Below are 13604 nucleotides of genomic sequence, written 5' to 3'. Positions count from 1 at the left end.
TTAAAAATTAATCCTTAAGCTTGCGTTGGGTGTAAGACTTAAAGATGTATTGTTAACTTCTATAGTGTTTTGATTATCGTTAGGATCAACTTTATAATATCGATTAATAACATTTTGTTGATTGGTTATATTTCGCACGCCAACTCTTAAAGCAGTTTTAACGTCTCCACTTAATTTAAAAGTATAGCTTAACGAAGCGTCTAATCTAAAAAACGGATCTAAATTAAAACTATTGGGTGCATCATAATTAACATAATAGTTATTGCCTGTTTCTACAGTTTCGTTGCCTTCTACAGGTTTAGTGTATGGTTGTCCAGAATGCCAAATAGCACCTACAGAGATTTCTAAATCATCAAAAATATTATAATTACCAGCTACAGATACAGAGTGTCTTATATCCACGTTATTAGGAAATATAGAAGGGGTAAAACTTTCAAATTTATAATTGTTTATACTATAGGTATAACTAATCCATGTACTGTAATTATTTGCTGTTTTATTAATTAAAAACTCAACACCTTTTGCGGTGTAATCTCCGGTTGCCTTTAAATATTGAAAGTTATTATAAAATCCTTGATTACTAGCAGTAATCCCATTGACATGCTTATAAAAACCAGTCACATCAATGTTTAAATTATTTTGGTTAAAAGCCATACCAAATGATCCTTGTTGACTAGTTGAAATAGGTATAGATTGATTATCTGCTAAAATCCATCGTCTGTTTTCTACACCTAAAAAATCATCCTGAAAATCTACAATTTGTGTTGCAGATTGATTTTTAAATTCGCCTTCAGCCTTTAAAGATAGTTTGTGTGATAGTTTTTGTCTAATATTAACACGAGGCTCTAAAATTAGTTTATCAAATTTTTCAAAATAATTAGCCCTTACACCTAATCTAAAATAGGTGTTGTTGTTATTAAATTCGGCTTCTGTATATAACGCATGATTTAATAATACATCTTTTTTGGTGCGTTCATAAGAAGGTGCAGTAACCGTTGTTTGATTTAATATTCCAATTTCATTAAACTGATAGCCACTTAATACGGTTAGCTTATCAGACAATTTTAAAGTAGTATTTAGCTTTATTCCCGTTTCCAAAACTTCATTGGCTTGCACTAATAGCTGATTGTTTTCAACTCTTAAATCTGAAGCATCTACATTGTATTGTGACATAAACCCAGACAAATTAGTGCTAAAGTTATCAGACCAATGGGCTTGCCAATTGGCACCAACACCTAAATTTTGTTGAGATAAATTACTGGTTTTTGTGGTGCTTAAATCTGAAGTATTTGTACTGCTTTCTGAATAGTCTAAATTATTATTAATGCCAATAACATTGGCTCTAAACTTATGATTATTGCTTATGTCGTAAATTAACTTAGCAGAATAATCATAAAAGAAAAAATCTGAGGACGAGGTACTGTTTTCCTGGTTGCTAGAAGTGTTAATATCACTGTCCTGAAAACTTCTTTCAAAATAATTATTATAAGTTGGTGTTTTAAACGCATCTGTTAAAGATCGTCTTCCAGATACTAATAATTCTATTTTCTTGCTAATAGGAATATTAAGAAAGGCATCTGCGCTAATTAAATTAACACCAGTACCTGCAGAAAACGTGTTAGATAGCTCATCTTTAGTTAACATATTAATAGTGCTTGATACACCATCGCTAAACTGACTGCTGGTTCCGTTTTTAGTGACAACTACTTTATTGGTTAAATTAGGATTGTAAGCAGATATTAAACCAAAAAAATGACCTGAATGATACATTTTTATACCATCCCAAATCATTAAGTTTTGATCGTTTGTACCACCTCTAACATTTATATTAGCAATACTTTCATTTACACTTTCAATACCAGGTAAAACTTGAATAGATTGTAAAACATCAGGTTCTGTAAGTCCTGGTAACACTCCAAAATTTTCAGTATTTAATACAATACTACCATCGATAAGTTTTTGTAATCCAGTAGTAAGATATCTAGTAATTAAAACTTCGTTAAGTTCTTGTTTGTTTTCTAGTAAAACAATGGGTTGGCATTCATTTACGTCTGTAAATAATGATTTTGCTGAAATTATTTTAGTTTCAAACCCTAAGTATGAAATAGAGATTATGGCTTCTAATGGGATGTTTTCTAGCTCAAACTTACCTTGATAATTGGTACTAGTTCCATTAGTTGTGTCTTTTATAATAACTGATGCACCATATAAAGGGTCTTGTTGGTCTGTTTGTATAATTCCGCAAACAGTAATGGTTTTATCTATAACAGATACGGTAATGTAACGGTTATCTAAAGTTTTAAAATTTAATAAAGTATTAGCATTAAGATATTGTATGGTATTGGCTAAGTTTAATTCTGTATTTGGCTTGGTAATAAATACATTAGCAACATCTTCTACTGCATAAGAAAATTTTACGTCAAAGTTGTTTTCTATACTTTTAAGGAAATCTGTAAGTGGTATTTTGTTTGTTTTATTTTGACTAAAACAAAAAGTAATAATTAAAAAACTAAAACATAATAACCAATTATTTCTCCTCATATTTATAAAAAGTGACTGTAGATCCTTTTATTTTATAACTTATTTTTAATGGTATAGTAACAGATAATAATGCAGTGTTTAAATTATTATGGGTAAATGTACCTGTAAATAATTGCGATACGTCAATCGATTCTACTTCAATAGTAATATCATATTGTCGCTCTAATTCTGCAATAACTTGATTTAACTCAATATTATTAAAACTGCTTTCAGCTTTGGTCCAAGAGGGAGAGTTATTAGTATTGTCTATTAATTCAATAGTATTATTAACAACTTTAAACCCTTTGCCTTTAGCTAATGTAACACTTTTATTTTTATGTGTCACACTAACTAGACCTTCAAAACAAATAACTTCAAAATAATTGTCGCGCTCTTTAACATTAAACTGGGTTCCTAACACTTGTACGATTCCAGCATCTGTGTTTACTGTAAATTTTTGACCCTTTTCTACTTTAAAAAAGGCTTCACCATCTAAAGTTAAATCGCGTGTGTCTTTCCAAGTTTTTTTATTAAAGGTTAAACTGGATTTTGCATTTAATATAACTTCAGAATTATCTGGTAAGCGTAAAGATTGTGTTTCTGCTATATCTGTTGTAAAGTTTTTGGTAGTATTAAAAAACGCAAAATAAGAAGCACCTAACATAATAATAACCATAGCAGCCACCTTAAATACTGTTTTAAAGTTTAAGCTAATTACTTTAGACTCTGGTTTAGTTTTATTTTGTTGCTTAAATGCATTTAACGCCTGATGCGCATCTATTTTAGGAGCAGTTAATTGCGAGCTGTAATGCTTAATCTTTTCTAATGTATCAAGGTCTTCAGACTGTTTTAAGTCTTTAATGTCCTGCTGGCTTAGTTCTCTGTTAAACCATTTTAAAATGTCGTTTTCTTTTTTCATTGTATAAGTGCTTCAGTCTTAAGACAATTAAATAGTTGTTTACCCTACCAATTAAATATTTTCTATATGTTCTCTTAACGATTTTAAAGCGCCAGACATTCTTTTTTCTACTGCTTTTTGAGAAATATTTAGTAGTTCTGCTATTTCTCTATATTTTTTGCCTTCAATTCTATTTAATAAAAAAACCTCTCGTTGACCATCTGTTAATATAGCAATAGCGTTTTGTAATTTAATTTTAAACTCTTCTTCTTCTAATAAATATTCTGGGCTTTGATTGTCTTGATCTATATATGGAGCAGCTTTAGCATATTCTAAAACGACTTTATGATGTTTGACATTATTTAAAAACATATTATTAATAGTAGTAAATAAATAGGTCTTTGCTTTAGTCACATCAATTTTAGAACAATTCTCCCAAATTTTTGAAAACGCATCTTGTACAAAATCTAAAGCTTGAGCTTGGTCACCGCATTTATAAAAAGCAAAATTGCTAGCATATTGGACATGCTTTAAATAAAAATCACTAAAATAATTATCGTTACAAAGGTTGTTTTTGTTATTGCTCATATAATTTAATGTCGTCTGTATTTTTTTTTGACTAAAAAAAATGTGGTGTAAAAGTAGGGTAAAATTATTTTGTGTTGTCTTAAGGTTGAATTAATCCTAAAATATAAAAGTATGGAAACTGATAAACTTATCGAAATAATAGAAGCCTTTTTGCTAATTGTATTATTAACAAGCTTCGCAGCCTCGATCTATGTTATAAATCATTTATTTGACATTATAGGGTAGGGTAAAATTAAATTGAGTTGTCTTAACAATAGTACGGGTAAAACTTCCCTCTACATGAAACCAAATTATAAAAAAGAAAAATTAACTTTAAACAAATTAAAAATCATGAAAAATTTAAAATTTTTATCAGCATTATTTTTAACCTCATTACTAATTTTTTCGTCTTGTCAAGATGAAATCGATAATGAAAATGGAGATAATCCAAATACTAATACAGCAAATTCCCAAACAGCAAGCAATTTAGAACGTACGTCTATGTACGATGGATCTTTTGACGATTTCCTAGACGGAGTGTCTTGTTCGTCAATATTATTACCGGTTACTGCTACAGTAAACGGAACCCAAATTACCATTGTTAATCAATCAGATTACCAACAAGTTTTAGATATTTTAGCAGAATTTAATAACGATAATGATACTGTAGTATTACAGTTTCCATTAACGGTAACCTTAAGTAATTATACAGAGGTGGTAGTAACTAGTCAAGCAGAATACGACGCTATAGTGTCTGCATGTGAAGAATTAGAAGCTACTGGTCAGGATGCTATTAACTGTGTTAACATTGACTTTCCTATTACAATTTTAACGTATAATATTAACTTAGAACAAACAGGAAGTGTGGTTCTTGAAACCGAACAGCAATTATATACGTATATAAACAACTTGGAAGACGATCAGTTATTCGGAATCAATTATCCAATTACTGCAACTGTAGATGCAGACTCTAGTCAAACAATAAGTATTACTAGTGATGCAGACTTACAAGCAGCAATTTCAGATTGTGTAGCGTATCAAGATATCGAAGATCAAGCACAAGATGATGCGGATACTTTAGAGACTATTTTAGTTGATGGATTATTTCAAGTAGAATCTTTAGTTAATTCAGGAGTAGATACTGCTACAGATTTTGCAGAGTTTACTTTAGATTTTGCTAACGATATGACAGTAGTTGCAGAAAATGTAGTTAATGCTACTGTGCAAGATGTACAAGGAACATACGAGGTAACCTCTCAAACAGAAGTGTATTTAGACTTAATGTTTAGTGGTAACACATCGTTTAACATATTAAATCAAGAATGGGTAGTGACTAGTTATAGTACAACGTCAATATCCTTGCAAAGCACTACCAATGCTGCGTTAACCTTAGTGTTAACTCAAATTTAGGGAGTTTAGTTGAATAGTGGTTATTTAGCAATACTGCTGTCCATTAATTTGGATGGCAGTATTTTTAATGTTTATTTTGTGATTATGAAAAGAGTATTTTTTTTAGCTTTTATAATGTTGACTATCTGGTCGTGTTCTAACGAGGATGCTTCTGTAGACAATAACAATCCAAATAATACACAATCCAATGCACTTAGTGTTGGTGTATCTGCTAACGATTTGTTGTCTGATGCTACATTTAAAAGTTTGGTAGTAGAAGTTGTTTATGTAGAAGGCTTTGAACCTTCACAAACTGCAGTTAATAATTTTGTGTCCTTTTTAGAAGACAGAGTACATAAACCTAACGGAATAACTGTAGAAAAACGATCAATCCCATCACCTGGACAATCAACGTATTCAACACAAGATATTATAAACATAGAAGAAGCAAACAGAACCCTATTTAATACTAACAATCAAATAGCAGTTTGGGCATTTTTTGCAGATGGTGAGTCTGCAAATAATACTAACAATGGTGTTACCCTTGGTACAGCGTACAGAAATACGTCTTTTGTGATTTATCAAGAAACAATAGAAGACCTAACCTCTGGTACCATTACCAATACCACACCAATTTTAGAAACCACAGTAATCAATCATGAGTTTGGACACATTCTAGGCTTAACAAATCTTGGAAGTCCATTACAGTCCAATCACGAGGATCAAGACCATCCAAAACATTGTAATGTCGATACTTGTTTAATGTATTGGCAAGCAGAAAGTGGAAGTGGTGTCATGAATATGATTTCTGGTGGATCTATACCACAATTAGATGCACAGTGCATCGCAGACCTCCAAGCTAACGGAGGAAAATAAATAACAACAAATCAATTTTAACTTACAAAAACATTTAACTATGAAAAATTTAATGTTATCAATTACCCTGGTTTTTGGCGCTTTATGTTTAGCTCAAGCACAGGATGAAGTATCAAAAAACAAATCTAACGGAGGATTAAAAGGAGGTTATAGTCTTGCTGCTGTAGAGTATGATGGCGAAGGAGAAACTGGTCAAAGAAGCGGATTCCATATTGGTCTGTATGGCGAGTCTTACTTTAGTGACATTGCATCTATCCAAATAGAATTATTATACTCGCAACAAGGGTATGAAATTAAAAACGATAGTGGGACTTTTACACAAAAATTAAACTACATTAATTTACCGTTATCGTTAAAAATCTATCCAGTAAGCACGTTTTATTTAGAAGCTGGACCACAAATAGGATATGCTATATCTCATAAAGAAACCTACGATGCTAACTTTAACTTATTTGACACCTCTCAAGAGTTTACACCAAATAACTTTGATTACGGAGTTAATTTCGGAGCTGGTTTTAAAACAGAAGGTGGTGTTAGCTTTGGCGCACGTTACCACCTAGGATTAGGAGATATCTATGACGAAGGAAAGCCAAGCAACAGAGTATGGCAATTTTCTGTAGGATTTGATTTTTAAACTTTAGTTACTAATTATATTGCAATTAAACCGATGCATCATGTATGTGTCGGTTTTTTTTGATGTTATTTTTATTTTGTTTAATAAATTTAACTAAACTTTAAACAAAATTATGATAATTTTAGGAGAACCTCTGTCTATCTTTGGGTAAACTTAAAAATAAAACTATGAAAACTAAAAATGTATTTATGGCTCTTGCAATGGTAGGACTATTAGGATTAACCTCTTGTAAAGACGCACAAAAAGACGCTAACTCCGCTATGGATGAAGCTACAAAAGAAGTAGCAGTTAACACTGATACTACTAAAAATGACATGCAAAACACTCCTAATATAGTAGGTGTAGCAGTAGGAAACGATAACTTTTCTACATTAGTAGCAGCAGTAAAAGCAGCAGGATTAGTAGACACATTAAGTGGTGATGGACCATTTACTGTATTTGCACCAACTAACGATGCATTTGCTAAGTTACCAGAAGGTACAGTAGCAACTTTATTAAAACCAGAAAATAAAGCAACCTTAACAGCAGTACTAACCTATCATGTAGTATCCGGAAAATTTGAAGCAGCAGCAGTAGTAGAGGCTATCAAATCTAACAATGGTGCTTTTGAAGTAGCAACTGTACAAGGAGGAAAACTAGTCGCATCATTAGATGGTGACAGTGTAATATTAACCGATGAAAAAGGAAACAAATCTAAAGTAGTTATTGCAGATGTAGCAGCCTCAAATGGCGTGATTCATGCGATTGATACTGTAGTAATGCCGAAATAATTTTTCGGAATTTTAGTGTGAAACCGCTTTCTTGTTGGTTGGAAGCGGTTTTTTTTATGCGCTATAGTTAAGGAAATTGTAAATTAAAACAACTGTAAAACAGTATAAATACACTATCTATATAACTCCTCTCTTTAGTTAAAGAGAGGTGGTTTTTACTTTAGTAAAAATCGGAGAGTTTGCATAAAACGCGAAGCTGTTTTAAAACACATGTCACACTGAGTAGCTTGTGCTGAGCGTAGTCGAAGCACCGAAGTGTTATCAAAAAACCTAACGCCATAATTATAGTTATTATGTCACACTGAGTACTTCGACTGCGCTCAGTATAAACTCTGTCGAAGTGTCTTATTCAAGTAAAATAAATAATCCCTTACTCAAACTTTATATAATCAATCTCAATATCAAAAGCACCCGCTTTTTTATCGCTAATAATCAGTGCAATATTAAACACATCGTCTAACGCTTTTTTAGGCATCTCGTTGCCAATCACCTCACTAATACGGTAATGTTTAAAGTTAGATAAATTAACCGTTAGCACTTCCCAATCTGTAGTTTTAGGAGTAAAGGTATGCTTGTAATAAGGGATGTAATACTGCTGACTGTTTTTAAGCGACAATCCAAACGTCCTATCTGTACTACTGCTTTTAAAACGTATCGTCATGGTCTTACAGTCTTTTAGTGCACCTTCTGTAATTAAAGTACGCATACTTGCAAAACCACCATTGTTTTCTAGACTCACGTTGCCTTTAAATTGTACTGTGTCTTCTGTTAAAGTAGCGGAAGATTGTGACAATCCACCCATGACACCATCATTAACAATACGCCAAGTATCTCCAGCTTTATCTTGTCCAAAATCTATAGTTAATCCAGTGGTTGCTGCCATAAAAAGTAGTGCTAAAAGTGTGATCTGTTTCATATCTAAAGATACAAAACACAATAGCGTTTTGGTTTAAAGGAATGTTAATTGATAAGAGTATTTAATATTAATCTTTAAGCTATTTACCATACTAGAGTTGATAAAAAAAAACACCAAATATCTAATTTGGTGTTTTACTTCTGTCTTTATTTAATTTTATTGTTTAATTAATGTCATGTTAGCAGGAATTAAAAACTCAGAAGTATCCATTTGTGTACCATCCGAGCATTCTATAGTATCTCCATACAATTCGTTATTAGTTCTTGTCCAAATTAATTGTTCATTGTTTGAATTCTGAACGTATTCTAATAATAAATCTCCGCTTGCATAGCGTTGACACTCTCCATTTAATGGTGGTTCACTATAAAACATTTCAATTTTATTTGGAACTGACTCGTAAACTCCTGTTCCTGCGATGTAATTTGCTATGCTACTATCAATATTACTGTTAGTATAGGTGTCGTATATAGTCTCACCATTAATTTTTAATAAGTACTCACATACTAATTCATCATGATATATGTTAGTTGATCCCATTCTTACACGTTCTTTTTTTATAAAGGTTACTTTATAATAAGTTGTACCATCATCATACAACCATTCACCTAAAAAATTTGTGAAGTAATTATTTACGTCCTTATAATAAATATCTCCTGTATCTGTGGCTAATAGAAATCCATCTACACCTAATATTTTAATAGTTTCTTGCGCAAATGTAAATGTGCTAAATAGTAAAGTAATTATGTAAACTATGTTTTTCATATAATATAATGTAAGTTTAAAGAGGTTGTCTATAATAGTAAAGAGGACCTCTTGTGACTATTATTTACATAACGTTTACTGTTTAATTAATTGTAAATTGTAAGGTATTTCAAATGGATATACCTTAACACCGTTTACAGTTTTTTTAGCAAAAGTTTTGACAAACCAATCTAACTTTTCAGGTTCACCATTTGAAGCAGGGATATAATCTAGTATTAAACGCGCTCTCCAATCTCTTGGAGACGTTGGTTCTGAGTAATCTAAATCTATTTTATTTAAACCTCTTAAATATGCTCCTGTAATAAAGTATTTTTCTTCGGGATCAGTTATTGTGTTAGTATCAAAAATAGTCACACCATTCTTAATATAAATGAAATTACAATCAAGCATGTCAATAAAATTATTGCTTGATGTTTCGTGTAATACTTTGTAAAATGTAATTTCTAAAGATTCATTTGCGGTATCATACTTCCAAGTACCAACAAATTTATCTAAAACATTATTAACATCTTTAAAATAATATGTTTCACTGTTTTTTTCAGTTATTGAATAACTTGGCATTTGTTCGAGAGGAACTATAACTTCTTGTCCAAGAGTAAATGCGCTAATTAATAAAGTTATTATATATATTGTGTTTTTCATGATTATTTTTTTTATGGTTTTATCCAACCTGTTATATTTCCGTTTGTGTCTAATGTAGCTTGATAAAGTGATAAGCCAAAACCTTGACCAGCATCACTATTGTTTATTTGATAAGTGTTTAAAAAAATGATGAAGTTGTCTATTATCTGTTGGTTGGTATATGGTGGTTGTCCATCTTCTGAAGTCAAAACATCTTCTATGTAGTTATCAAGAAATCTTTTCCAAAATCTTTTTATATCTAATTTATTTTTCATAAAAGTTGCTCTAGCAGCATCTGTAACTCTAAGTGCAAAAACACCTTCTGCAGAAACAATTAAACTAGAGATGTCTTCGTTATTATTAGTGTCTTCAAAAAACTCTAACATAAAATATACATCTCCATCTGAAAATATTGGAGATAACTCTTGTGGTGTACCAATACCTTCTATTAATCCATATTTTGGATGTAAATGTAAATTAACAAGTGTATTAGGTCTTACATCTGGAAACTTTATATGATTAGTACCTGATTGTTCTGCTATTGGTGTCACTTCATTGAAATCTATAGGGTCGCTATTAGCAATTAAATCAAATTGCATGCCATCTTCAGATAAAGAACTATTAACAATAGCCTGAAGAGCTTCAATTTTGCTTTTAATTTTTGTATTATTAACTTGATTATCTAAGCTAGTAATATTTGGGTCTATTTGATTATCATCTATTGTTGACGGATCAATTGTAGTTCCGTCAGAGTTGGATATTGGAGCAGTCAATGTTGAATTATTAGATGTATCATTTGAAGTGTTAGAACCACCACCTGTTGGAGCAATAATATCATTACCTGTTTGATTGTCCGTAGTGCCATTTGTTGGTCCACTTGGAGGATTATAAGTTCCTTGCTCACAACCAGAATAATCTATAACAGTAACTAATTGTGTGCCAGAACAGACATTATCGCAAGGAGGTGTATCACTAACACCATGAGGTCCGCCATAATGTTGACAAGCATATTTTTTTGTATGATACCCACCACTACTACAAGGTTCTAATTCTGTGTATATATCTACACAGTCTTCATATGTACCTCCACCATCATCTGGATATATCCAATCAAAATCGTTTCCAATCCTTTGAGAGAAATTTAAACTATCTAATGATAAATATTCCTCCATTACTCTGTAGGACTCTATGGATGTATAGGCATTTTCTAGTAAACTAGAATCATATTGGTAAGTAACTAGATAATAAGAGAATGTAGTATCAACCTTTTTGACAACAAAATTTTCAAAATCTGAATTTTCTATCAATGGATTTTCCGTTTCAAATGTCCAAGTAATGATCCCATCACTTGTTTCTAACCTATTTACATAATCGGATATAATTATTAAATCGCTATTAATTTGTTGAGTTATTCTAGCATCTGTATTGTGCTTAGATTCATTTTTAGAGAGTCTGTTTTCAATAATTTTAAGAGAATTCTTAAATTCAAAATCTTCTATTAAATCATTATATCTTAAGCTTTCTAAGGTGTAATTTAGCTTTTTGCTTGCTGTATTGTTTGGTAATTGATGTCTTCTTTTTGACATGCAAATGTAATTAAAGAAATCCCAAAGAGTAGAATTCCGCATTTTAGTAAGTTTTTTAATTTTTGTTTCCTCATAAGTAAAAAATCGTTTTAAAGTTAGTAAAAGTTAACTGTTTAGACATAAGATTAATCATCAATTACATGGATATTTTATATATAATTAAATAAATCAGGGACAATTTACAACCTTTTCCTACACTATGAAATACGTAGAACTACGTATTTTTCTCAGCAAAATCTTCTATTTTTGCAGTCATGCAGCACACTATATCTTATTACATTCCAGAAGCGTCTGTCACTAGCGTATTACAGCTATTAGAGCGTGATAACCTAAGTGTGTTAGTAAAAAAAGAGCGTAAAACCAGACATGGTGATTACCGCAAATTACCCAATGGTAAACATCAAATTACAGTTAATGGTAGCCTAAATAAATACCGTTTTTTAATCACGCTAATCCATGAGATTGCTCACCTGGAAGCGTTTCAAAACTATGGTCGTTTTATCAAACCACATGGCGCCGAGTGGAAGCGTACCTTCCAACATTTAATGTTACCCTTTATTAATCCAGAGGTGTTTCCGGACACCATTTTACCAGTGTTAGCCAAACATTTTAAAAACCCAAAAGCGTCTAGCGATACAGATGTAAAATTAGCGTATGCCTTAAAGCAATTTGACGCACCAAATAATAAAACCTTTATATTTGAAGTACCTTTGCACCAAACCTTTAAAACACATAATGGACGCGTGTTTAAAAAAGGAGCTAAACGACGTACGCGTCACGAGTGTGTCGAGCTTAAATCTGGTAAAGTCTACCTGTTTAATGCGAATGCTGAGGTAGAATTAATTGTAGATTAATTCTATTCCCACGCATGTGGGAATCTCATAAATTGAAAAAAGAAGTTTATTAGATAAGAGTGAAAAGTTAAGTTATTAAAAAAGATTGCTTCGACCTAAAGGTCTTGCAATGACAACAACATATGAATAAAAATTATTACGCCATTTTAATGGCAGGTGGAGTAGGCTCACGATTTTGGCCAATTAGTACAGAACAGTTTCCAAAGCAGTTTCATGACATGCTTGGGACTGGTGATACGCTAATCCAAAAAACATTTAGCCGATTAAGTCAGGTGATTCCAAAAGAAAATATTTTCATTTTAACCAACGAAAAATATAACGATTTGGTCCTGCAGCAACTCCCAGAAGTCACGCAACGTCAAGTGGTGTTAGAACCTGCTATGCGCAATACAGCGCCTTGTATTTTGTACGCGAGTTTAAAAATACAGAAAGAAAATCCAGATGCTGTCATGATTGTGGCACCAAGTGACCATTGGATAGAAGACGAAAACGCGTTTAGCCAAAACGTGCAGCAAGCGTTTCAGTTTTGTGAGCAAAACGATGCGTTAATGACGCTAGGTATTACACCAACCTTTCCAAATACTGGTTATGGTTACATAGAAAGTGGAGAGGCTACCAATGGGATTCATCCAGTGATTCAGTTTAGAGAAAAGCCAGATTACGAGACTGCTAAACAATTTTTGTCTCAAGGTAATTTTTTATGGAATGCTGGTATTTTTATGTGGAGTGTGGCTAGTGTGATTAAAGCGTTTGAAAATAACCAACCTGAGTTATTCCAGTTGTTTAAAACCGGAATACCAAGTTATAATACCCAATCCGAAGAGGAATTTATTAGTAATAATTACGCTAAAGCGGAAAACATCTCTGTAGATTACGCCATTATGGAATCCTCTAAAAATGTATATGTGATTCCTGCTACGTTTGATTGGAACGATTTAGGAACTTGGGGAAGTTTGTACGATAAATTAGATAAAGACAAAGACCAAAACGCAGTAGTTAATGCTAAAACCTTAACCGAAGATGCGTCTGGAAATATGATTCGTACCAAAGCAGATAAGCTAGTGGTAGTTGATGGATTGAAGGATTATATTATTGTTGATAAAGACGAAGTTTTGCTTATCTTTCCGAAGACAAAAGAACAAGATATTAAAACAGTGCTCCAAAACGTAAAAGACCAATTTGGAGAGCATTACGGATAGTTTTTATAGAAT

General features: G+C 31.9%; 13 protein-coding genes. 6 read left to right on the top strand and 7 right to left on the bottom strand.

The annotated features are described in order from the left end of the window. From LY08_RS09975 to LY08_RS09965, 3 genes are read right to left on the bottom strand one after another with little or no spacing between them, the layout of a single operon-like run. The gene (locus LY08_RS09975) at nt 1–2541 is read right to left on the bottom strand and encodes a TonB-dependent receptor (protein WP_111660307.1); all 2541 of its coding nucleotides are present in this window, start codon (nt 2539–2541) and stop codon (nt 1–3) included. Next, nucleotides 2528–3439 (bottom strand): FecR family protein, encoded by a 912-nt coding sequence (locus LY08_RS09970; protein WP_111660306.1) that lies wholly within the window; start codon nt 3437–3439, stop codon nt 2528–2530. The genes LY08_RS09975 and LY08_RS09970 overlap by 14 nt, the downstream gene beginning before the upstream one ends. A 51-nt stretch (nt 3440–3490) precedes the next feature. Continuing rightward, entirely contained in the window at nt 3491–4006 is a 516-nt protein-coding gene (locus tag LY08_RS09965) for an RNA polymerase sigma factor (protein ID WP_111660305.1), read from the bottom strand. 330 nt (nt 4007–4336) lie between these two features. Here LY08_RS09965 and LY08_RS09960 point away from each other — a divergent pair, with 330 nt between their 5' ends. From LY08_RS09960 to LY08_RS09945, 4 genes are all read left to right on the top strand, one after another. Beyond that, on the top strand, nt 4337–5395 hold the full coding sequence (locus tag LY08_RS09960; protein WP_111660334.1) for a hypothetical protein: 1059 nt from the start codon (nt 4337–4339) through the stop codon (nt 5393–5395). 84 nt (nt 5396–5479) lie between these two features. Next, nucleotides 5480–6250: a membrane metalloprotease gene (locus LY08_RS09955; RefSeq protein WP_111660304.1), complete on the top strand. Its 771-nt coding sequence runs from the start codon at nt 5480–5482 to the stop codon at nt 6248–6250. Nucleotides 6251–6290: 40 nt separating this feature from the next. Continuing rightward, a complete protein-coding gene (locus tag LY08_RS09950) occupies nt 6291–6884 on the top strand; it encodes a porin family protein (protein WP_111660303.1) in 594 nt (197 codons plus the stop codon). Nucleotides 6885–7051: 167 nt separating this feature from the next. Next, complete coding sequence (locus LY08_RS09945) at nt 7052–7654, top strand: fasciclin domain-containing protein (protein WP_111660302.1); 603 nt, start codon at nt 7052–7054, stop codon at nt 7652–7654. 370 nt (nt 7655–8024) lie between these two features. Here LY08_RS09945 and LY08_RS09940 read toward each other — a convergent pair whose 3' ends face one another. From LY08_RS09940 to LY08_RS09925, 4 genes are all read right to left on the bottom strand, one after another. Next, nucleotides 8025–8570, bottom strand: a complete 546-nt coding sequence (locus tag LY08_RS09940) for a CIA30 family protein (protein WP_111660301.1) — start codon at nt 8568–8570, stop codon at nt 8025–8027. Between the two features lie 156 nt (nt 8571–8726). Further along, nucleotides 8727–9332 carry a DUF6705 family protein gene (locus LY08_RS09935; protein WP_111660300.1) on the bottom strand — a complete coding sequence of 202 codons (606 nt, stop codon included), beginning with the start codon at nt 9330–9332 and terminating at the stop codon, nt 8727–8729. 75 nt (nt 9333–9407) lie between these two features. After that, nucleotides 9408–9974: a DUF6705 family protein gene (locus LY08_RS09930; RefSeq protein ID WP_146603213.1), complete on the bottom strand. Its 567-nt coding sequence runs from the start codon at nt 9972–9974 to the stop codon at nt 9408–9410. An 11-nt stretch (nt 9975–9985) separates the two neighbouring features. After that, a complete protein-coding gene (locus LY08_RS09925; RefSeq protein ID WP_111660298.1) occupies nt 9986–11539 on the bottom strand; it encodes a hypothetical protein in 1554 nt (517 codons plus the stop codon). A gap of 254 nt (nt 11540–11793) precedes the next feature. Here LY08_RS09925 and LY08_RS09920 point away from each other — a divergent pair, with 254 nt between their 5' ends. Both LY08_RS09920 and LY08_RS09915 read left to right on the top strand, forming a co-directional pair. Next, nucleotides 11794–12393, top strand: coding sequence for a SprT-like domain-containing protein (locus LY08_RS09920; RefSeq protein ID WP_111660297.1), 600 nt, complete (start codon nt 11794–11796; stop codon nt 12391–12393). A 122-nt stretch (nt 12394–12515) separates the two neighbouring features. Continuing rightward, complete coding sequence (locus tag LY08_RS09915; protein ID WP_111660296.1) at nt 12516–13592, top strand: mannose-1-phosphate guanylyltransferase; 1077 nt, start codon at nt 12516–12518, stop codon at nt 13590–13592. Nucleotides 13593–13604: the final 12 nt, after the last annotated feature.

The organism is Olleya aquimaris (assembly GCF_003259525.1).
GTDB classification, from domain to species: Bacteria; Bacteroidota; Bacteroidia; order Flavobacteriales; family Flavobacteriaceae; genus Olleya; species Olleya aquimaris.
This window is presented reverse-complemented; position numbering and strand designations above follow the sequence as displayed.